The organism is candidate division TA06 bacterium, assembly GCA_004376575.1.
Lineage (GTDB): Bacteria > Hydrothermota > DG-26 > E44-bin18 > E44-bin18 > E44-bin18.
Map to the genome: position 1 here is coordinate 16591 of SOJN01000123.1, position 22330 is coordinate 38920.

The window sequence follows — 22330 nt, forward strand, 5'->3', positions numbered from 1 at the left end:
CTACCACCTGATTACCGCGCTCGCCCAGGTAAGGCCCCCGCCAAAACAGTCCAGGAGCACGATGTCGCCCTCGTTCAGCCTTCCGTCCTTGTTTGCTTCATCAATGCATATTGCAATGGAAGCGGCTGAGGTATTGCCAACTCTATGTATGTTCGTGTATACCTTCTCTTCAGGCACACGCAATCTTTTGGCCACCGCCTTTATTATCCTCATATTAGCCTGGTGCGGTATGAAAAGATCCACGTCTGCTGCAGTCAGCCCCGCTCGCTCTAGAGCAATCTGGCCTCCATTCACCATAGCCCTCACCGCATGCTTGAAGACTTCATTTCCTTTCATCTTTATATAGTGCATCCGTTTTTCTACAGTCTCCACTGACGCAGGGTTTCTGCTCCCACCGGCAGGAAGGTACAGGAGTTTCCCGAGGGAACCGTTAGCGGCAGCAAATGTGCTCAGTATGCCCCTCTCTCCATTGAGTGATTTCATGACACAGGCACCCGCTCCATCTGCAAGCAATACACAGGTTGACCTATCCGTCCAGTCTACGATCTTGGAAAGCGTTTCGGCTCCGAGCAGTAGAAGTGTGTTGTACATTCCCGATTCCAGAAGGGCCCTCGCTATCTCCAGACCGTATAGAAATCCGGAGCAGGCCGCACTAACATCGAATGCAGGTATGTTCTCCAATCCCAGTTTGCTCTGCACGACACATCCAGTGGAAGGAAAGAGCATGTCCGGGGAAGCTGTTCCAACCAGAATGATCTCTATTTCCTTCAGATCTATCTTCGCATCTTCTATCGCTTTCTTGCTTGCGAGAAGGCCAAGATCGGAGGTAGCTGTCTTCTCGTCGGCGATTCTTCTCTCCTTAATTCCTGTCCGCTCCACAATCCATTCGTCTGACGTATCCACCATCTTCTCAAGATCGTAGTTAGTAAGAACCCTTTCTGGAAGTGCAGAGCCTGTTCCTATTATCCTCGCCTTCTTTGCCACGCTTCTGGTCCCCCTTTTCGCTACTCCTCAAGGTGTATGCCGCGCCAGTTCTTCTCTAATATGTTCGTTCACTCTCCCCTCCACGTAGTTGCAAGTGGAGATGAGGGCACTCCTTATTGCTCTGGGTGTAGACTTCCCGTGACAGGCAAAAACCACACCATCTATTCCCAGAAGAGGCGCGCCCCCGTATTCTTCGTAGTTCATTCTTTTTATCATTTTCTTGAACGAGGACTTCAACATCAAGCCCCCCAGTTTCGCCTTAAGTCCACCTCTTACTGACTCCTTCGCAGATTGGGACACATAATCGATAATCGCCTCACCAAACTTCAGTATGGCATTCCCAACAAAACCATCGCAGACTACAACATCTGCAACACCATCGAGTATGCGGCTTGCCTCAATGTTCCCTACGAAGTTAATCAGGTCAGCAGATCTCAGTAATTCATGCGTAGCCAGAGTCAGGTCGTTTCCTTTGGAATCCTCCTCTCCCATACTAAGCAACGCCACTCTTGGGCTCTCTTTCTGAAAGGAGTAACTGAGATAGATCGACCCCATCATAGCGAACTGGAGCAGGTTGAGTGGTTTGCAGTCTGAGTTGGCGCCGACATCAAGAACCAGGCTGAACCCTACCTTCGTAGGGAAAAAGGCTGCTATGGCTGGACGGTTTACCCCCCCGAGCCTACCGAGAGTAAGCAGTGAGAAAGCCATGACCGCGCCTGTGCTTCCTGCACTGACGAACGCGTCGACTTTGCCTTCTTTCTGCATCCTCACTCCAACCCCAATGGATGAGCCGCGCCTCCTCCTCACTGCCATTGACGGGGACTCATCAGGTCCAATCACTTCAGAAGCGTGAACAAGTTCGACAGACCTGCCCACCCCATACCTTTCCAGTGACTTGCCTATCCTCTTTTCGTCTCCAATAAGAAAAGCACTAAACTGCTTGTCTTTGATGGCTTCGGCCAGGCCCTGGACAATTGTGTCCGGCGCCCTGTCTCCACCCATGGCATCGAGAGCAATTCTTGTCATAGTTACGTTTCTGTACTGATTACCTCTCTACCCTTGTAATAACCACAGTGCGGGCAAACCCTGTGTGGGGGCTTGGGCTTTTTGCACTCTGGGCAAATGGATATCGCTGGTTCATCCACCTTGTAGTGGGTGCGCCTTTTCCTGCTTCTTGTCCTGGAATGTCTTCTCTTGGGAACCGGCATCTCTTCTCCTCTCTCGCTAGCGCTTGAACTTCTTAAGAGCCTCCCATCTTGCACCAACCATTTCTCTACTACATGAACACCTGCCCTGATTAAGATTCTGCCCGCATATGGGACACAATCCCTTGCACTTCGGCGAACACAAAGGTTTGATAGGAATAAAGAGAAGAATCGCGTCCCTAATGCTGGAAGCGAGGTTAATCACATTGTCATCGTAATAGTAAGTCATTGCATCTGCCTCGGAAAGTTCAATCTCACGAAAGGCCGGAACTGCTCCGGCCTTTCTATAGTAAACCATGATTCGTTCGGTGCGATTCATTTCATATCTTCTTAGACACCGCGAACATACCAGATAGCAGACAAAGGAGACGGAGCCCCTAACATCAACCCCGTCGCCTGTGTTGAAGATGGACATCTTAGCTCGTGCATTGCCGTCCAGATCAACAATATCTCGCTTTAACGAGAGAGAATCCAGACTGCAGTCAAACTCCAATTCTGCCTTTCCATCGCGCAGCTCCGACATATCCATCTTGAGCTGCTTGCACGTCTTACTCACCATTTCTTGGTCCTCAGATATTCGTCCATGGCTTCTGCCGCCTTCCTCCCGGCACCCATAGCCAGAATGACTGTTGCCTCGCCCGTGACTATGTCACCTCCAGCAAAAACCCCCTTCATCGACGTCTTACCAGTTTCCTCGTCCGCAACCACGTTGCCCCACTTCCCAACCTCCAGACCAGGGGTGCTCTGAGGAATGAGCGGGTTGGGACTCTGGCCAATGGCAACCACGACTATGTCCACATCCAGCTTGAACTCGCTCCCTTCTATGGGTATGGGTCTCCTCCTTCCAGACTCATCAGGCTCTCCCAACTCCATTCTAATACACTCCATCTGCTTCACCCAGCCTTTTTCGTCCCCGATGATTCTAACAGGATTGACCAGGAAGTTAAACTGAATTCCTTCTTCCTCTGCATTCTCTATCTCTTCAATTCTCGCCGGCATCTCTTTTCTCGATCTTCTGTAGACATCGTAAACGACCTCTGCGCCCAACCTCAATGAAGTCCTGGCAGCATCCATGGCAGTATTGCCGCCGCCAATGACAGCCACCTTGTTCCGAACCTTTATGGGTGTGTCATATTCCGGAAATCTATAGGCCTTCATCAGATTTATCCTGGTCAGCCATTCATTTGCCGAATAGACTCCATTGTGATTCTCGCCCGGTATTTTCATGAACCGGGGAAGGCCCGCCCCCGTTCCTATGAAGACTGCTTCGTATCCTTCTTCAAACAGCTCCTCCACGGTCCTTGTCTTTCCCACCACGAACCCGGTTTTTAATTCCACACCAAGCTTTCCCATGTATTCACACTCGCGAGCGACTATGGTCTTGGGAAGACGAAACTCGGGTATTCCGTATACAAGAACCCCGCCAGGCTTGTGAAGGGCTTCAAACACGGTGACAGAGTGGCCGAGCTTTGCCATGTCTCCGGCTACAGTAAGCCCAGCAGGTCCGGAGCCGACAACTGCAACCCTCTTGCCTGTACTGGGCGGAATCTCAGGTACTTCAATCTCAGCGTTCTTGGCCTCATAGTCCGCGACAAATCTCTCCAGAGTTCCAATCGATATCGGGTCTCCCTTCTTACCCAGCACACAGGTCTCCTGACACTGCACCTCTTGAGGACACACCCTGCCGCAAATGGCAGGAAGGATGTTCTTCTCTTTCACCTTCCTGGCTGCGCCTACGAAATCCCTATTCCTCACGAGATCAATGAAGCCCGGGATGTCAATCTCTACCGGACAGCCATCTATGCATTGGGACTTCTTGCACATTATGCATCTTGTGGCCTCATTGACTGCGTCTTCCTCACTGTAGCCAAGAGCGACCTCATTCCAATTGAGAACTCTCTCTTTTGGAGCCTGTCTCTTTACAGGAATCTTGTCCAGCAACAATTTCTTCTTTGCCATATCATTTCCCGGACGAGAGCTTTTTCCTATAGGCCTCTACCGACTCCTTCTCCTCAGGCAAGTACATGGTGAGCCTCGACATGAGTATGTCAAAATTGACCTCATGCCCGTCGAATTCAGGTCCATCCACACAAGCAAATTTCGTCTTGCCCCCGACCTCTACTCTGCAAACACCACACATGCCAGTGGCGTCAAGCATAAGAGAGTTCAGGCTGACAACTGTCTTGATCCCTTTGGGCCTGGTAACCTCAGACACCATCTTCATCATTATTGCTGGACCAATTGCAGTAACCTGGTCTATTTTGGTCCCCGAGTCTATCAGTTCCTTAAGAGCATCTGTGACAAACCCCTTCTTCCCGTATGACCCATCGTCAGTCGTAATAGAAATCTTGTCGCTGAAGGAGCGCATCCTCTCTTCCCATATGAGGAGCTCTTTGTTGCGCGCTCCAAGGACAGAAATAACCGCCGACCCCGCCTCTTTGAAAGCACGGGCTATCGGATGTACAGCAGGGATGCCAATTCCTCCTCCCACGGCAACCATGGTGCCTATTTTGGAAATCTTGCTTTCCCTGCCCAGAGGACCAATAACATCAGAAAGAACATCGCCCTCTTTCATCGTTCCCATCTCCATGGTCGTCTTCCCCACCTCCTGTATCACCAGGGTTAGGAAGCCCGTATCCCTGTCGAAGTCGGCGATGGTAATCGGTATCCGCTCACCCTCCTCATGGAGCCTCAGGACGACAAACTGGCCGGACAGGCACTTGCTTGCCACAAGAGGAGCGTTGATAACATATTCGTCTATATCGGGTGCAAGTTCCTTTTTCTGGACTATCTCATTCATCGCACATGTCCTCTTAAGACGCGACAGATATGCTGCCAGGATGCTGACTCACCACTTCACCAATGATGACCGACACAGCAGTCTCCGGAACAGACTGGAGTGCCTTGAGAAAGAAGTCGGCTTTGGTCTCATCAACGGCTACCAGAAGTCCCCCGGAGGTCTGAGCATCACAAAGTAGAATCTTCTCTGTTTCACTGACAGAGGAATCAAAATCGACTTTAGGAGTGATGAAATCGAAGTTTGCTCTTGTTCCACCCGGTACAAAGCCCTTCCCAGCGTAACCTGGGGCCCATTCAAAGAACGGAACCTTTCCCGAAAAGATGTTCAAGCCCACATTGCTCTGCTCTGCCATTACAAGAGCATGCCCCATGAGGCCAAAACCTGTCACGTCTGTGCAGGCATCAACCTCCGTCTTCATCATCAGTTCTGATGCACGCCGGTTTAGCGTCCTCATGGACTCGTTTATCGCCAGTATAGCCTCTTTTGAGGCCTTCCCTCTTTTCAAAGCTGTTGATATGACACCTGTGCCGATCCTTTTAGTCAGAACGAGTACATCCCCGGGCCTGGCACTGGAAGCAGTGACAAGCTTTTCTGTCTCAATAATACCGGACACAGAGAGACCATATTTGATTTCTTCGTCCTTGATTGTATGGCCACCAATCATTACGGCACCGGCCTCTCTCACCTTGAAAGCCCCACCTTCCAATATCCTGGTTAGTATATCAATGTCCAGTTTGGTTGGAAAGCCAACTATGTTGAGAACCGTCAGAGGCTTCCCACCCATAGCATACACATCGCTCAAAGAGTTTGCGGCGGCAATCTCACCGAAGGTGTAAGGGTCATCTGCAATCGGAGTAAGGACATCAACTGTTTGTATGAGAGATCTCTCTTTGTCTATTGAATAGACACCAGCATCCCCCACACTGTCTATGCCATAGACTATGTTAGGATGATCCCACACTGTGATCTTCTTGAGGACCTGGACCAGGTCCTTCTGGCAGACCTTGGCGGCTCACCCAGCAGCTTTGGTCATCGATGTAAGTTTTATCTCATCCATGTCAAACCGTAATCACCTTTGACGCGGCAGTGAATGTCTTGACGATTTCATTCTGATTCGAAACTTTGCCGACGCCAAGCTTGTCTTTGATCCTGAAGTAGTCGAGACATGTTCCACACACAAGCAGACCTACGTTCTTCTTTTCCATCTCTTTGAGTATGTCCAGCACTTCGCTCCCACTTACCGTGAGTTTCACTCCGGAGTTCATGAAAGCGATGTGGGTGGGAAGCGGTTCGACGGCCAGTACATTTGTAAGGAAAGCTTTCATTAATATCTTGCCAAGCTCATCTTCACCGTGGCCTATCCTGTCCTTGTTGAGGAATACTACATTGCCCACGTTCATGCGTTCAGCTCTCCACTCTCCTGACCTTCTTGTGAACAATCCCAGAACCATCCAGAAGTTTGGTCACTTCTTCCAGTCTCTCACAGGGGAAAACCAGCGAAAAACCGCACTCCGGATCCACTTCAGGTGGGCTGGAAACCACCCTCACCTCTATCCCATTCTCCCTGACCAGCCACCCCGCTTTTGACACCATCCTGACATCAACGGGAAGATAACATTCTGTTGCCATAACTTTTTGTGGCGGAGGCGTGTAGGAATCGAACCTACCAGTCCACAGAGTGCAGACCGACTGGATTTGAAGTCCAGCAGGCACACCAGCACCTATCCGCCTCCACTCTTGTAGATGAGTCAGACTCGGTCTCAAGAGAACAACCCAATATACATAAAAGCCCGATTTTTGTAAAGGCCTTTTTGCCTATCCTGAGCCCTGGTAAGACGGGGCGAGGCCGTGGGATGGCGCGGGCACGCACCGCGCTGTTGTGTTCTGGAAAACCGCTCAATCAGACACGGGCCAACATTCCTGGGGAACTGAATGCCTCTCCCCTGCCGGGGGACAGAAAACGCTTGACTGTGGAGCTTGCCGAGTATATAAATTGCAATGAGGCAAGAGAAAATAGGCAAAGCATAAAGATTCTCAAAAAGCCCTTAAAGATGGAGGAAAGCGATATGAACATCCCGAGATTAGCCTCTCATGGAGGAGATTTCCCTGCCTGGATTATTGTCAGCACATTCTTCACAATCCTCACTTGCTCGTTCACGAGCGTCGATGCTCAGACTCTGCGAGAACCTGCACATCGGCCCATCAGAGATGGTGGAAGCCTGGGAGACTGGACAACACATCTTGATCTACCGGCACAGGATCCCGCATTACGCAGACCCGGTTTTCACAGTCTGCGCCAGGACATCCCCATATCAGCTTCCAACACCAAGTATGTGACCGGACGGGAGTTAGAACTGATAAGCGGCGTAATTAAGAACGACTTCCTGATCAATGACGACACCACGGGCGTATGCCCCAAGAAGTATCCCGCTGCTGCCATGGACACAGCTGGCAACTTTGTACTAGTCTGGGAAGATTGCCGCAATGGTTCGTTTGATATTTACGCGCAGCAGTATGACGCATCCGGCGCGCCAGACGGTCCAAATTTCAGAGTAAACGATAACGCAAGCCCGCACCACCAGCTACGCCCCTCTGTCGCAATGGACCCGAATGGGAACTTTGTGGTCGTCTGGGAGGACTGGCGGAATGGTCACATCTCTGACGTGTACGCGCAACGCTATGATGCATCCGGAGTACCGCAGGACTCAAACTTTCAGGTAAATGAGCTCTGGGCCGAGAATTGGCATGTTTCAGTTGCAATGGATGGCTCTGGCAGCTTCGCCATTGCCTGGGCAGATTTCAGGGCTTCCGACATCTACTGCCAGCGGTATGACTCATCAGGAGCACCGCTCGGGACAAACTTCAAGGTGGACGACAATCCTGATACAACATATCAAGTGGGCCTGTCAGTTTCCGTGAATTGGTCTGGGAGTTTTGTTGTGGCGTGGGATGATGACCGCGGCGGTAACCATGACATTTACGCGCAACGCTATGATTCATCAGGAGGTCCGCAAGGACCCAACTTCAGGGTGGACGATGACACACTCAGCGAATGGCAGCAAGATCCTTCAGTTGCGATGGATTCGTCTGGGGGGTTCATTATTGCCTGGGAGGACTACCGCAATGTAGGTTCAGATATCTACCTACAGCGCTATGACTCGTCTGGTGTACCCCTGGGCTCGAATCTTAAGGTGAACGATGATGTGGGATCAACCATACAAAAGTATCCATCCCTGGCAATGGACCTGTCAGGGAACTTCGCTGTAGTATGGGAAGACAACCGAGATGCTCAACCTGACATCTACGCACAGACCTACGACTCATTGGGAATACCGCAGAGTTCAAATTTCAAGGTCAATGATGACGCGGGTACAAGCGAACAAGGTGATCCATTTGTTGCAGTTGACGGCAATGGTGACTTCGCTGTAGTCTGGCATGACGAGCGCAGTGGACATCGTGACATGTACTCACAGCGGTATGACCAATTCGGTTCACCACAAGGTTCTAACTTCAGAGTGAACGATGACGAGGGGTCGACTTTCCAGGAATTCTCCACCGCTGCAATGGACGCAAATGGGAATTCTGCTGTCGTCTGGGAAGACTGGCGCAACGTCGATTCTGATATATACGCACAGCGCCTTGACCCATTTGGAACACCTCAAGGTCCGAATTTCATGGTCAACGATGATGCAGATTCGGGTTACCAGTGCATGCCTTCGGTTGCAATGGATCCTTGGGGAAATTTTGTCATCGCTTGGGTGGACCACCGTAATGGTTACGACGGAGACATCTACGCACAGCGCTACAACCCATTGGGAATAGCAGAGGGGCCCAACCTCAAGGTGAACGACGACTCAAACTCCACTCACCAATATTACCCATCGGTTGCAATCGATGGGACTGGAAATTTCGTTGTGGCTTGGATTGATGGCCGCGATGATGATTTGTATCTTGACATTTTTGCGCAGCGCTATGACTCATCAGGGACGCCCCAAGGTCAGAACTTCAAGGTTAACGATGATTTGGGCTCGATGCCACAGGAGCTTCCTTCGGTCGCCATGGATTTATCCGGCAACTTTGCTATCGTCTGGCAAGATGAGCGTAATGGTGAGTCCAGCATTTATCTGCAGCGCTATGACTCATCAGGAATGCCGCAGGGTCCAAACCTGGAAGTGAATGACCATGAAGCTTCAGCCGAAGGGCCCACAGTTGCAATGGACGAGGCAGGAAACTTTGTCGTCGCATGGCAGGATAGGCGCAACGGGCGTCCTGACATTTATGCGCAGCAGTATGACTCGGTTGGAACACCACAAGGCTCTAATTTCAGGGTGAACGATGACATTGGTTCGAACTATCAATACCGTTCCTCAGTCGCGATCGACCCGGAGGGTGGCAGGTTTGTGGTCGTATGGACAGATCTCAGGAATCCTGACGGTGATCGCGAACTGGTTGCGCAGAAATTTGAAAATGGGACACCAATTGGCCCCAACGTTCAGATAAATGAGCCAGACTCATTCCCATATAATCACCAACTTTCATGGCCGTTTTGTCTTGCCTCAAACCACAACGCGGTTCTTTTCACATGGGGAGACAACCGCCGGCACAAGAGTATGGATATTTACGCAAAGCTCACAGATTGGAACATCTTGGGGATCCAAGAGCGTTACAGGGCACAAATCTCCACAACCAGGCTCAGAGTGTATCCGAATCCGTTTCGAAATAGCGTCAATATATATGGGGTCAAGACCACGCTTCAGGTCTATGACCTCTGTGGGCGATTGGTGGCGAGAGCCGAAAAAGGCGTCTGGGATGGTAGAGACCTGATTGGTCGTGACGTCCACTCTGGCATCTACTTCCTTACAGCTCAGGGCTGCAAGCCAGTCAAGGTCGTGAAGCTCAGGTGACAGTCAAGAGAAGGACTATATTGAGAATCTTGTAGAACGATGCCGCGACGTACCGGGCCGGCATGGACTTTTGGTTCTCTTTTCGTTTGCCTCCATCGGCTAACGCCGACGAAGGACGAAATATGCCACGTGCCTTCTCACGAAGGCTCGAACCTATTTCGTTCGTCCTTCGTCCTTTTTCTCCAGTATTCAGCTATTCGCAGTTGGGAGTTTGCAGTTTCTTCTTTGTACTTTGTACTCTGTACTCTGTACTTTGCCTTAAGGGCGGGTGTCTATTCTTATCACGCCGAGATCCACGACAACGTGCTCTGGGTCTATTGTTATCTTCCCAGGTGCATTGCTCAGGCTCACTCTCTCCCACGTCGGATAAATCAGCAGCGTATCAGCCATTATTGCAAGAAAGTAGTCATCATCCACAAGGTTTTCAAACTTGAAATTGCCATCCTGGTCCGGCTCCGTCCCATCAATTACATATATATCAAGATGCTCCGGCAGAGCCTCCAGATATACTGGTTCGGTCCTGTACCTCCGTATTCGGCGGTAATCGCGAAGCAGCCCAATTCTTAGCTGCGAAGCAGGATTGCCTTCAACCACGATCGATCCTTGCAGAATCCCATCAGTTACCTTTGAGACCGGGAATCTGTACCCAACAGGGTAGCCTTGCTTTTCTGCCCTATCGAACCAGATATCCGCTTTAGCTGAGTCACCCATGTGTGCGTATATGTTACCCAACCGATAGCAGGCACCGCCTGCGATGAAGTACCTCGCCTCATCAGTGAGCAAGACAAGCATCCTCTTCCTCTCAGGTGTCGGGAGGACATGCAGCAAAGACCACAGGAGGTCCGAACACGCCCTGATGTCGTCCCCTTCTTCAAATCTTTGTTGATAGTATCTGAGGAGCGGCGCTATCTGGCAGTTTTTTTTGTAGTACTGCTCCAAGTACTCATTCATCTGGCCAGCCAGGAAGGTCCTGTAGCTTCTGCTTTCCAGAAGACGATAGGCAGCATCCACACCTGCCTTGTTCAAAGCCATTGGGTCGAATCTAGACCATCTTGTGTAGAGAAACTCTCTGGCACCTATTCTGTGTTCGTTGTCTCCGAACAAGACGACCGTCTTCGGGGGTTCCGTTGCCCTGTTCGGTAAATGCAAGATCTCTATCATCTCGTTTTTGTAATCATATCGTTCTAGCCAGAATGCATTGAAGAATGTTGTTGTGATAAGGACCATTGCGACTCCTATGCAAAAAGCATAGGCTAGGGATCTGACGCTTCTCCGCCAACCCAGTATGGCAGCCATCCTGTAGAAGAACAGACCGAATACGAAGGACGCGACGAGGGTCAGAACGAGGAACCAGATGAAGACCAAGATCATCCAGGGAATGTAGGGCTGATAGCGAAATACCGCAAATTGGTACCAATAGGGTCTGTACGACAACAAAAAAAGAAAGAAAATCGCAGCAGTGACAGCTCCAGCTATCCCTCCGTCCCGCAGAAGAGACAGTCGCCCCTTAAAACCGCTTAAGGATACGGTATTAAGGTCTCCGGCCACACCCCTGTGGCTCCAGATGAACCATAGTCCGCTACCGAAAATCCCGAACACAATGACGAAGATTAACTGCCCGTGCCAGTATAATATAGTAAATCTTCAACATGCCTGAACCCGAAGAGCCTCATAGTACTGCCGAATAAGAATACAGATAGAATAAGCAAGCCTGCTGTCAACATTGAGCAGAAGAACACAGTCCACAATGACCTGCTGTGAATAAAAGGCTTGAATCTGAAGTTGGGATTCAGGGTCTTGGCGACTATTACCAACCCGATGACTGAAAGGACTACGACGGCTATGCCGTACATACCGTTTGGTATTATCCAGAGCCCCCAGGAGACCGGACCGGTCGGGCATGATACCGGCCCTCAGCCGACAGGAATGCTGAAGATCAATTTCCCAAAGTCGGTGAAAGAGAACAGACCAGCTAATGACTTCGGGATGATATATCCTTCCGAGCGAGGTAGGGTACGAGCCATTAGATACGCAGTATGAAGTACCGCCCAGATCCCACCAAGAACTGCAAACACAATCCCCGATTTGATGGACTTTCCCATTAAGAACCCCCCTTATGGAGTAAGCACACGCCTCCGGAACCCGCAAGAATATCATACTCTACAGACGAATCGCGTCAAACACATTTTGTCCTCTATTTCACTTTTTCGAAAAGGTGAAAAAGTGGGTGTGTTTGGGAATATTTTGCAGTCCTGCGGTGTAGCACTATATGGACGAGGAAGGACATCACACAGTTCAACTCCTCAAAAGGAGGTGAAAAGATGAAACGGCAGAGTAGAGATCTCAAAGAAAAGTATGGCTATATCCTGAAGCTTTCGCTGCTTCTGGCGCTGTGCCTCCACCTGGCGGGCTTTGTGGCCAAGAAGGAGTTCGGGCTTCACCCCATCACACCGAGACCCATAGACAGGCCAGATACCTTAATTGCGGTGCCGATGCCGGAGCCGCCTGAAGAACCTCCCGAGATTCCAAAACCGCCGCCCTCGGTTGTACCGGCAAAGGACGACGACCCTGACGTCGTTGTAACAATTCCGAAGCTGGACAAATTGTGGCACCGTCCGCCGCCGCCAGACTCTTTCATAATACATGATGAGCCGCCAGAACCGATCAGGAGGACAAATCTACAATACCCGAAACTCGCAAGACTGGCCCAGCTTGAGGGGACCGTCTTTGTGTCGGCGTACATTGACACAACGGGCAAGGTCATCAGAGCACATGTCGCACAATCCGCACACGAAATCCTGGACACCGCAGCTCTTCAGGCCATTAAACAATGGCAGTTCAGTCCGGCAATGAACAGGGATAAACCCGTCGCAGTCTGGATCACCGTACCGGTCACTTATAGACTGAAGGAATGATCTAGTCATAAGATCTAAGTTCTAGGATATAAGACACCTATCAGCTGTCTGCCATCAGCTCTCAGCTACAACCTTGCGACCTACGGCCGCTGGGAAGGGCGTCGGGGGGGATTCTGATTTCTGCCCTCCGATGGAGTTTATGCTCGGCGAAGCCGAGTGCGAAGGATTTTCAACGATTTGCCCTCCGACTTCGCCAGACTGCGCCCTTCGTCGCTCCGTCTGGCTTCACTCAGGATCTTCGACAATTTTCATTTTGAATTCCCGAGCGTAGCGAGCGTGCGGAGGTCCCCTTCTCGCCTTGTGAATCCTATTCTATCAAGGTATTCGGCAACGGGGACTGCGAACTTTCGGGTGGTCTTGAGAATCTCTTTAATCTCTGTCAGTTTGAGCGGGCCCTTTTTCTCTACCGCCTTGGCTATCTCTTTCTTCCCCTTTTCCAGAATATCCTTGTGGATGAGAATATCCTGTCTGATTCTCACAAGACTCCCGGAATCAATCAGAGAATAGAAGAGCTGACTGGAGTACTTTGAGACTACATCATCCTTGGAGGGTGGACTGAAACCACTATCAAGGAAGAACTTCTCGATCTTGCTCCTCTCCTCGGCCTGTTCATCAGTCAACTCAAGGCTAATCCGAGCCAGCTTCACCCTGTCTCCCACCACCTGAAACTGAGAGCTATTGGTGAGAAACAGATCAAACGTCTGCGGAGCCATCTTCATTCTGACTCTCAACTCTTCTTTGGACATGCCCTTCTGGAGGGGGTTTTCCTTGTGGTACTTTTCCAGTATACCTGAGGTTCGCTCTCTTATCTTTTTCAAATATGATTTGTCGAAAAGTATGTCACCCAGCCTCTCCGCCTTCCCCTCCTCTGTAACAACTCCTACCGCCTTGTGAAGCTGCTGCTCATCTACGTCGATGCTCTTTCTGAGTTCGGCTATGTACACCAATCCTGTGTTGAGATGGGCTGAAAGGATGTTGGATAACTCACCTGATGCCCGGGCTTCTAGCACATCAAGAACGATCCGATCCGACCGCTTGTGTTTCCTGGGGTTCGAATCCAGTATGATTCCTCCTCCCAGCACCCTCATTGGGGAATAACTGCGGACCACAAATCTGTCGCCAAATTTGGCAGCGGCCTTCTTCTCGAGTCTCAGCTGCACGTAACCTCTTCCTCCCGGTTCGATCTCTTTCTTGCCAAGAATGGCGGTTCTCGCAAGCACCTCTGCACTGCCAAGATACACCTTGACTCTCGTCCAGTCTTTGAGTTGAGGGACATTTTCAAGCAACTCGAGTCTGGTGTCAAACATCACCGAGGATTCTAAGTACCCAGGTTCAGTTACGATGTCCCCTCTCTGCATCTCATCTTTGCTCACACTGGTCAAATTTAGCGCGACTCTATTCCCGGCAAGGGCTTCATCTCTCTTTTCATTATGCACATGAATCTGCCTGACACGAGTCTTGATCCCTTTGGGGTAGACGACAAGCTCATCACCCTGAACAACTCTCCCACTTGTGAGCGTTCCGGTAACCACAGTTCCCACCCCTTTCAGAACGAATACCCTGTCAATGGGAAGTCTTGCTGGTCTGTCATAGTCTTTCCCCGGAAAGGATCCCAGTGCAGAGTCAAGCTCTCCCACTAACTGGTCAAGACCAGTGCGGTTCTTGGACGAGATTTTAACAATACGACTGTTTTCAAAGTGGGTTTTTTCGAGGAGCGTTTCCACATCAAGACCCACCAGTTCTGCCATCTCATCTTCAACGAGGTCACATTTTGTGATTGCTACCACCAACTTCTTCACACCGAACAGCCTGATTATCTCAAAATGTTCCATTGTTTGGGGCATTACCCCCTCATCCGCCGCTACCACCATGAGAGCGACATCCACTCCGCCCATTCCAGCCAGCATATTTCGCAGGAAATCTTTGTGACCGGGAACATCAATGAGACCAGCTCTTCCGAACCGGGGAAGATCCAAAGGAGCAAACCCCAGATCAATGGTGAGGCCCCGCCTCTTCTCCTCTTCCCAGCGGTCCGTATCAACACCGGTGAGAGCCTTGACCAGCTCTGTTTTCCCATGGTCCACGTGACCTGCAGTACCTACTATAGCTCCCATTGGATTTTACGCCATAATCGACTTGAAAATGGCAATCAGAGGCTTTTCATCTTCAGGCAAGATCGTCCTCATGTCCAGATTAACCATGTCCTCGGATACGGTGGCGATGACCGGGGGATCCTGCTTCCTCAACAGTTTCGCGAGCTTCTGTGCAGAGTATTTCTTTGACTTTATCCCAATAGCCCAGGATGGAATCTTCAAGCCTGGACAGCTGCCGCCGCCAACCGCCGCTGAAGATTCGACAATGCTGATTTCGCACCCCTCTATCCTCTCCAACTGTCTTTGTACTTTTTGAGCTCTTCTCTTGATGGTTGGGGCAGCAAGCATGATCATAAGTAGATGTGGGATCTCTCCCATAGGTGCATCTGAATAAAGGTAGATGGCAAGAGTCGCAGTCAGGGCAGACAGGGTGAGTTTGTCCACCCTGAGGGCCCTCATCAATGGATTCGACCTTAGCTCCTCTATCAATTTTCTCTTGCCAAGTATGATGCCGCACTGAGGTCCACCCAGAAGTTTGTCTCCACTGAATGTCACAAGGTCCATGCCTGCCTTGACAGCCTGTTGCACAGTAGGTTCATCAAGCCCAAACATGGAAAGATCAACAAGGAGACCACTTCCAATATCTTCCATGCAGATTATCTTGTGCTTTCTTGCGAGCTTGACGAGCTCCCGGGGTTCTGGCTTGTGCACAAAACCTATTACTCTATAGTTGGAAGTATGACTCTTGAGAAGAATGGCAGTCTTTTCCGTGATCGCCTTCTCGTAGTCAGCAATGTAGGTTCTATTTGTGGTGCCGATCTCAACAAGCCTCGCACCACTCTTCTTCAGAACATCAGGAAGTCTGAAACTTCCGCCTATCTCTATCAGTTCGCCTCTGGAAACTATCACCTCCTTGCGCTTCGCAAACGTGTCAAGAACAAGAAGCACTGCAGCGGCGTTATTGTTAACAACCAGTGCAGATTTCGTACCCGTCAGCTTGCAGAGCGCATCCTCGACGTGGACATCTCTGCGTCCTCGCTCCCCCTTTTCCAGATCAAACTCCAGATTCGAGTACCCCGGGGAGATTCTGTCCAGTTTCGCAAGCGCAAGGTCGCTCAACGGGGCTCGCCCCAGGTTTGTATTCAAGATTATGCCAGTACCGTTTATGACCCTGGTGAAACTGCCTTCTACCCTGGATCGTGCTAAAGTCAAAGCTTCCTCGATGAAGATGTCCTCAGTGAGATTTGCTTCATCAACCTTCTCGCGCTTGATATTCTGCCTCCAGGATCCAGCAGTCTCCCTCATACACTCGACAACAAGCTTTCTCGGGTACTTCCTGAACGATTTACGGACAGATTCCTTCCCAAGAAGTCTGTCGATCGATGGGATCAGTCTGAACGGTTCTTTGGACATCGCCCGGACAACTTATCACCGCCAAACCCCACTGTCAACGCAATTCTCCCCCGTGGGGACAGCCCCCCAATTTTACAATTTTGACCTATTCGCATCCTCCGCCGGGGACAGCCCCCCAATTTTACAATTTCGAGCTAATGCTTTTTCAGGGCACTTGCCACCGCATTTGGAAAAACCCCAAATGCCCGGGCAACTTGAGATATAGAAAAGTGGTAATCGTCTACGAGAATCCTAAAGGCTTCGTGACGGAGTTTTCGTTGGACTCTCCCCCTGGGATTTAAAACAAGCTCAGACGTCACACCCAATTGACGGCTAACAGCCACTATCAAGTTCTTAACATCAAGATTCCGTTCTTTCGCACGGCACTTCGACACTTCAACAAACTCAACAAATTCGTCATCCCCTATTACTGATTCGCGTGTTTCAGTCCAATTGACTGGGCCATCATTTTCACTCTGGGCAAATTGTTTGTATCGCCGACGACCCACCTTGCCTCGGCCAAACTGATCAAGAATAACCCCGGGTTTGACGAATCCCTTGGGAACAAGCCTGAGGTAGTCACCATAGCTTGTCCATTTGTAGTCCTTGGGATCAGACACCAGGCCAGCCTCCACCGCTTGCCGATGAATATAGCGCGACAACCACACACCATAGCTGTCCGATTGAACAATCTTGTTCTTGAAGCGTTCACCAAATACGTGTCCAACTCTACCGGTCACCCTATTGAAAAACTGAGCGTAATCACCGTGCAATCTGTCCATAAACTCCGACAACCGTGCGTGCCAATCAAGCAGAAATAGATGAATATGCCAGTCCATCAGACCGTATGCGATTATATGGATTTCACAGAGGGAGCCGTAGAGTTCCAAATACTTAAGGTACTTTTCAAAATGGGCATCCGCCTTGAAGACCGGGTGTCGATCGTTTCCCCAGGCATAGACGTGATGATATAGTCCCTCACCTATCAGTCGGGGTCTTCGTGCCACTATGCTTTTCTGAATTCGGTCTTGGTCACAGCTCACAACTTTCGGATGGCAAGTTACAGAAGCCGACGCCCACCCTACAATCTACGCAAACTTCGTGCCGGCCCATCTGTTCATATACAAGATTCTCTTTAACTCGAAGAGTTTCTTGAGCTTAGCATTGCAGCATCGAACTGGCTTTGATTCTGCCACGCCGAAAAAGTGTAAACGCTGTTTACACCCGACTATGTAATCTTCTACATAATTGTAAAATTGGGGGGCTGTCCCCAAGCGGGTTTGATGTCTGTGCATAATTGTAAAATTGGGGGGCTGTCCCCGGAGAATGCCTCAAACCGACAAAAACGAAGTGCGCAGGAAATATCTCCCCACCCACTTCGTCTTTGTTCTTTCGTAATTTGCAATTCGAAATTATTTCTTGGTACTTTGCACCTTGCCCTTCGTACTTTTCTTCTTAGATTTGGTTTTTTCGAGCAGAATGGCGAAATCCGGGCACATAATCTCGCAGAGTTCGCACTGGGTGCAAGCATCAATATCTACTACAACAGGGTAGTCACCTTCCATCTTAAAGACATCTTTTGGGCAGAACTCAACACAGATGGCGCACCCCTTGCACCACTCTTTCTTTATGACGATCCTGGGTTTCGCTTTTTCCAAGCTACTTCTTCTCTTCTTTCTTTTTTATGTGCCGGACACTATTGGAACCACACTTGGGGCAAGCGCGCTCTTCAGGAACATTAGGTGTGTATTTCATTTGAAAATCATGCCCGCACCTGAGGCACTTGAAGTCCACCATCTCTGCCATAACTTTCCCCTCTTACAAGATACGTTCTACGTACTCTGTCCTTTGTACTCTGTACTTTCCCATCCAGATTGCTTCGCCTGTCCTGCATGCCTCGTTCCACGAGGAGCTTGTCGAAGGGTCTCCCATGCTCCTCGCGATGACATAGGGGGGAGGTCTTCGTACTTCGTCAGAAGTTATGTTACTGCAGCCGCTGTCGTTTTCTTTGCCCTCTTTGCCTTTTTCTTCTGCCTTTTCTCCTCCTGTTCAGTCAGAACCTTTACCGTGTATTCGACCTCTTCTTTGGTGACTGTCTTGCGCAGTTCCTCCATTTCGCGCATAGTTCTCGCCCACTTCTGAGCCTCTGCTGCGCTTATCCACTCCAGTTGAAGCCTCTCTGGTCTGATCCCCCATTTCTCCAGCTTGTCCCAGAGCTTCTCCACTCTCTTCTGAGTCCACCTGTTCGCGTCGATGTAGTGGCAGTCAGCGAAATGACAGCCTGATACTAGCACAACCGGCGCTCCTTTCCTGAAGGCGCGCAAGATGAACTCATCAGACACTCTCCCAGAGCACATCGTCCTTATTACCCTCCCACTGGAAGGATACTGAAGCCTCGAGAGCCCAGCAAGGTCGGCGCCAGCATAAGAACACCAGTTGCAGGCAAAAACAATCACCTTATCCATGGGATCCTCTGCAAGATATGCGTCGACCATCCCGTCTATCTGATCATCAGAGAAATGACGCATGGTGATCGCCTCAAACGGGCACTCAGCAGCGCATGTACCGCACCCCTTGCACGCAGCCTCAACCACCTCCGCAGGCGTCTTAGCCTTTGTATCTGCACCTATGGCACCGTAAGGACAGACCTTCGAACAGATGACGCATGAACTGCACAGATCCTCGTCAACCCAGGCAGTGATGGCCTCTATCTTTATCCTGCCCGCAGACAGAATCGTCTCAGCTCTTGCAGCAGCGCCGCTTGCCTGAGTTACGCTGTCTTTCACATCTTTGGGAGCCTCAGAACAACCGGCGAGAAAAACTCCTCCTGTAGGTGCGTCTATCGGCTTCAGTTTGGGGTGTTGCTCCATGTAAAACCCATCGCTCGTTCTGGAGAGGGTAAGCAGCCTCTGGACGTGATCTGAATCCAGCCTTGGAGTGACCCCCACAGAAAGGACCAGAACTCCCACTTCGTGTTCCTCCACCTCTCCTGTCGTTGTGTTCTCCACGGTCAGAATAAGATTCCTCGTTTCGGGATCTTCCCTAATCTGCCCGGGTATCCCTCTGATGTATTGAACACCCGCTTCCATACTTCTCCTGTAGAGGTCCTCAAAACCCTTACCGAATGTCCGCATGTCCATGTAGAAGACCTTGGCCACCATGTCTGGGTAGTGTTCCCTCAGGAAAAGAGTATCCTTGACGGTATTCATACAACATATGTTGCTGCAATATGGGTTGCCTCTCTTCAGGTCTCTGGAGCCAACGCACTGTATGAACCCAATTGACTTGGGAACTTCCATGTCGGAAGGTCTCACCAGATGTCCCTCACTCACGTATCCAGGACCGGTAAGAATCTCAAACTCCATGCTTGTCAGAACATTCTGGTATCTCGTATATCCGAACTCATCGTATTTTCTCGGATCAAAAACATCCACGCCTGTGGCCACAATCACAGTTCCCACATCGAATTCAACAATCTTATCCTGCATGTCGTAGTCTATGCACTTCTTCTCACAGACTTCGAGACACTTCCCGCAGGCTATGGGATTGTTCCCCAGGCAGTCCTCCATATTGAGAACATACGAGGACGGAACTGCTTGCGCAAACGGCATGTATATGGCTTTTCTCACTGCAAGGCCGCATTGATGCTCATCCACGACTGTTACCGGGCATACCTTCTCGCACTCGGTACAGGCGTTGCAGTCTTCCTCGTAAACATATCTGGCCTTTTTTCTGACCTTCACGTGGAAGTTGCCAATATATCCAGATATATCCTCGATTTCGCTGTAGGTCAGGAGCTTAATCTTGGGATGTCGACCGACATCCATCATCCTCGGACCGAGGATTCATATTGCTCAGTCCATTGTCGGGTAGGTCTTGTTTAGCTGAGACATCAACCCACCAATGGATGGCTCCTTCTCTACCAGGTATACAGGATATCCCGAATCAGCCAGGTCGAGAGATGCCTGTATCCCTGCTATGCCTCCGCCGATAACCAGCGCAGCTCTCGTGACTGGAACCTCAAGCTCATCCTGAGGTTCAAGCCTGGCTCCACGAGCCACCGCGGCCGCAATCAGGTCCTCAGCCTTTTTCGTCGCGTTTTTCTTGTCCGCGCTATGAACCCACGAGCAATGCTCCCTGATATTCGCCATCTCCATCAGATAGGGATTCAGACCCGCATCGCTTACACAGGCTCTGAACGTCGGCTCGTGCATCCTGGGAGTGCAGGAAGCGACAACAACCCTGTTGAGCTTGTTGTCGACAACGTACTGCTTGATCTCCTGCTGCCCGGGCTCGGCACAGGTATACTTATTCTTCACTGCGCAAACAACGCCTGGCAGGTTCTTGGCGTGCTCGACTAATTCATCGCAGTCGACTGACCCGGCGATGTTTTGCCCGCATTCGCAGACGAATACACCAATACGAAGGTCATCCTTCTCCAATCGACTCACCTCCCTCTCTACTTATTCCAATGATTTCTCCATCAAGCTGGCCAGGTCCACCATTTCAATCTTCACGTCTTTTCCCCTATCCTCCCCGTCCATCGCACACTTGAAGTGTATCTGGCATTTTGGACAGGTGGTGACAAGCGCATCTGCACCTGTGGACTTGGCCTCCCTCAATCTATCAAGTTGAACTTCTTTGTTTATGGTGCCGCAGTTTGTCCACGAAACTGTTCCGCAACACAAAGCCTGTCTGCCTGTTCGCTCCATCTCCTTAAACTGCAGACCTTCTATCGCATTCATGAGCGCTCTAGGTTCATCAAAAACGTCACAGAACCTACCCAACCTGCATGCATCGTGATAGGTGACAGCTCCGTCCTTCTTCTTGAATGAGAGCTTACCATCCGATAGCTTCTTGGCGAGGAGCTCGGAGAGATGGACAACCTCAAGCTTGAAATCCGATGAGAATTTGGGGTAGTCCTGTTTCAGAGTCTTGTAGCATTCGGCACACGCGGTAACAATTGTTTTTGCTCCTGTCTTCTTGATCAGTTTGACATTATGTGTGACCAGCCGTTCGAAATTCTCTACTTCCCCAGTCCACAACAGATCATGCCCGCAGCACCTCTCATCTCTCATGACGACCGGCTCTATCCCCAGCCTGTTCAGAACCTTTATGGTACTTCTTCCAATATCTAATAAGTTCAAGTTGAAACTTTCAAAAAAGACATCAAAATAGGGGAGGCAACCCACAAAGTAGAGGACATCGCCCTTGTCTCTTATCCTTAAATCATCTGAGATCCAGTCCATCCGGTTCTGCTTCAAATCTGGGGCAGTCATAATCCTTTCCAGCGCGTTTATCGCGCCAGAGTGGGTGCACTCACCTGTTACCCCAAATTCTCTTGCAAACCCCCTCAACTCTGCGGTCATTTCAGCGTATGATACATCTGATGGGCACACCTCATTGCATGCCTTGCACGTGAGACACGACCAGAAAAACTCATATGCTGCCACATCCTCGTCCTCAGACTGCAATACCTTCTTCACTGCCAGCCTGGGAGATTGTCCCACAGTCGTAACAGGACAGACAGAAGTGCACTTCCCGCAATCGAGGCAGTAGTAGGCATTGTTTCTTCTTATCGTATCTTTGGTGGACTCCATTGTCAGCCTTGTCCCAACGTGATCGTTGATCTACCCAACTTCTTCACCCCTTTCAAGAACTCTTTCACGTCTTGCTGAGTCTTCTCCATATCCCCGGGGTGAACGCTGCAATAGACTAACCTTTCATCGTCTATTCCCAGAAGACGTCCCATTCTTCTTGCCAGTTCAAACTCTTCTTTGCTTTTTGTGGCTCCGAATGAATAGTGACATTCTCCTTCGTCGCATCCGAACACCGCCACTCCGTCTGCACCGTGTTCAAAGGCTCGCAACAGAAGTCCCGCACTCACTCTCCCCCCACACATCAGCCTGATTAGATGGATGTCGGAAGACGATTCAACATCGACCTCCTTCAGCAGAGGATAGCCTCCCCAGTTGCAGGCAAAAGCAACTATATTTGAGATGAACTTCTTTCCAGCAGCCATCTTGGTATCCTAATA

Annotated in this window: 20 protein-coding genes, 1 tRNA gene and 1 pseudogene; 2 read left to right on the top strand and 20 right to left on the bottom strand. The window is 50.3% G+C overall.

Features of this window, described 5'->3' with window-relative positions; all coding sequences use genetic code 11:
* The 10 genes from E3J62_10170 to E3J62_10215 form a co-directional block, all read right to left on the bottom strand.
* Complete coding sequence (locus E3J62_10170) at positions 1 to 984, bottom strand: ketoacyl-ACP synthase III (GenBank protein TET44470.1); 984 nt, start codon at positions 982 to 984, stop codon at positions 1 to 3.
* A 27-nt stretch (positions 985 to 1011) separates the two neighbouring features.
* Positions 1012 to 2010, bottom strand: coding sequence for a phosphate acyltransferase PlsX (plsX, locus tag E3J62_10175; GenBank protein TET44471.1), 999 nt, complete (start codon positions 2008 to 2010; stop codon positions 1012 to 1014).
* A gap of 2 nt (positions 2011 to 2012) precedes the next feature.
* Entirely contained in the window at positions 2013 to 2192 is a 180-nt protein-coding gene (locus E3J62_10180; GenBank protein ID TET44472.1) for a 50S ribosomal protein L32, read from the bottom strand.
* Between the two features lie 16 nt (positions 2193 to 2208).
* On the bottom strand, positions 2209 to 2748 hold the full coding sequence (locus E3J62_10185; protein TET44473.1) for a DUF177 domain-containing protein: 540 nt from the start codon (positions 2746 to 2748) through the stop codon (positions 2209 to 2211).
* Positions 2742 to 4148 carry an NADPH-dependent glutamate synthase gene (gene gltA / locus E3J62_10190; protein ID TET44474.1) on the bottom strand — a complete coding sequence of 469 codons (1407 nt, stop codon included), beginning with the start codon at positions 4146 to 4148 and terminating at the stop codon, positions 2742 to 2744. Before gltA ends, E3J62_10185 begins: the two co-directional genes overlap by 7 nt.
* A gap of 1 nt (position 4149) precedes the next feature.
* Complete coding sequence (locus E3J62_10195) at positions 4150 to 4989, bottom strand: sulfide/dihydroorotate dehydrogenase-like FAD/NAD-binding protein (protein TET44475.1); 840 nt, start codon at positions 4987 to 4989, stop codon at positions 4150 to 4152.
* A gap of 13 nt (positions 4990 to 5002) precedes the next feature.
* The gene (selD, locus tag E3J62_10200; protein ID TET44476.1) at positions 5003 to 5977 is read right to left on the bottom strand and encodes a selenide, water dikinase SelD; all 975 of its coding nucleotides are present in this window, start codon (positions 5975 to 5977) and stop codon (positions 5003 to 5005) included.
* 70 nt (positions 5978 to 6047) lie between these two features.
* Positions 6048 to 6440, bottom strand: coding sequence for a sulfurtransferase-like selenium metabolism protein YedF (gene yedF, locus E3J62_10205; protein ID TET44477.1), 393 nt, complete (start codon positions 6438 to 6440; stop codon positions 6048 to 6050).
* The gene (locus tag E3J62_10210; GenBank protein ID TET44478.1) at positions 6394 to 6618 is read right to left on the bottom strand and encodes a DUF3343 domain-containing protein; all 225 of its coding nucleotides are present in this window, start codon (positions 6616 to 6618) and stop codon (positions 6394 to 6396) included. Before E3J62_10210 ends, yedF begins: the two co-directional genes overlap by 47 nt.
* Before the next feature lie 9 nt (positions 6619 to 6627).
* Positions 6628 to 6722 (bottom strand) — tRNA-Sec (locus E3J62_10215).
* A gap of 120 nt (positions 6723 to 6842) precedes the next feature.
* On the opposite strand from E3J62_10215, the gene E3J62_10220 reads away from it, so the two are divergent.
* Positions 6843 to 9893, top strand: a complete 3051-nt coding sequence (locus E3J62_10220; protein ID TET44479.1) for a T9SS type A sorting domain-containing protein — start codon at positions 6843 to 6845, stop codon at positions 9891 to 9893.
* 258 nt (positions 9894 to 10151) lie between these two features.
* Here E3J62_10220 and E3J62_10225 read toward each other — a convergent pair whose 3' ends face one another.
* The 3 genes from E3J62_10225 to E3J62_10235 all read right to left on the bottom strand — a co-directional run bounded on the left by E3J62_10225 (position 10152) and on the right by E3J62_10235 (position 11995).
* Positions 10152 to 11441: a hypothetical protein gene (locus tag E3J62_10225; GenBank protein TET44480.1), complete on the bottom strand. Its 1290-nt coding sequence runs from the start codon at positions 11439 to 11441 to the stop codon at positions 10152 to 10154.
* A gap of 62 nt (positions 11442 to 11503) precedes the next feature.
* Entirely contained in the window at positions 11504 to 11746 is a 243-nt protein-coding gene (locus tag E3J62_10230) for a hypothetical protein (GenBank protein TET44481.1), read from the bottom strand.
* Between the two features lie 60 nt (positions 11747 to 11806).
* A complete protein-coding gene (locus E3J62_10235; protein ID TET44482.1) occupies positions 11807 to 11995 on the bottom strand; it encodes a hypothetical protein in 189 nt (62 codons plus the stop codon).
* Between the two features lie 219 nt (positions 11996 to 12214).
* Between E3J62_10235 and E3J62_10240 the strand changes: the two genes are divergently transcribed.
* Entirely contained in the window at positions 12215 to 12808 is a 594-nt protein-coding gene (locus E3J62_10240) for an energy transducer TonB (GenBank protein ID TET44483.1), read from the top strand.
* 248 nt (positions 12809 to 13056) lie between these two features.
* Here E3J62_10240 and selB read toward each other — a convergent pair whose 3' ends face one another.
* From selB to E3J62_10275, 7 genes and pseudogenes are all read right to left on the bottom strand, one after another.
* On the bottom strand, positions 13057 to 14922 hold the full coding sequence (gene selB / locus E3J62_10245) for a selenocysteine-specific translation elongation factor (protein ID TET44484.1): 1866 nt from the start codon (positions 14920 to 14922) through the stop codon (positions 13057 to 13059).
* A 6-nt stretch (positions 14923 to 14928) separates the two neighbouring features.
* Positions 14929 to 16314 (bottom strand): L-seryl-tRNA(Sec) selenium transferase, encoded by a 1386-nt coding sequence (locus E3J62_10250; GenBank protein TET44485.1) that lies wholly within the window; start codon positions 16312 to 16314, stop codon positions 14929 to 14931.
* Between the two features lie 134 nt (positions 16315 to 16448).
* Positions 16449 to 17381, bottom strand: a complete 933-nt coding sequence (locus E3J62_10255; protein ID TET44486.1) for a hypothetical protein — start codon at positions 17379 to 17381, stop codon at positions 16449 to 16451.
* Between the two features lie 324 nt (positions 17382 to 17705).
* Positions 17706 to 17951 carry a 4Fe-4S dicluster domain-containing protein gene (locus tag E3J62_10260; protein TET44487.1) on the bottom strand — a complete coding sequence of 82 codons (246 nt, stop codon included), beginning with the start codon at positions 17949 to 17951 and terminating at the stop codon, positions 17706 to 17708.
* Positions 17952 to 18272: 321 nt separating this feature from the next.
* Positions 18273 to 20735: pseudogene (locus E3J62_10265) on the bottom strand (hydrogenase iron-sulfur subunit).
* 21 nt (positions 20736 to 20756) lie between these two features.
* Positions 20757 to 21893, bottom strand: a complete 1137-nt coding sequence (locus tag E3J62_10270; GenBank protein TET44488.1) for a (Fe-S)-binding protein — start codon at positions 21891 to 21893, stop codon at positions 20757 to 20759.
* 2 nt (positions 21894 to 21895) lie between these two features.
* Positions 21896 to 22315 carry a hydrogenase iron-sulfur subunit gene (locus tag E3J62_10275; protein ID TET44489.1) on the bottom strand — a complete coding sequence of 140 codons (420 nt, stop codon included), beginning with the start codon at positions 22313 to 22315 and terminating at the stop codon, positions 21896 to 21898.
* Positions 22316 to 22330 lie beyond the last annotated feature (15 nt).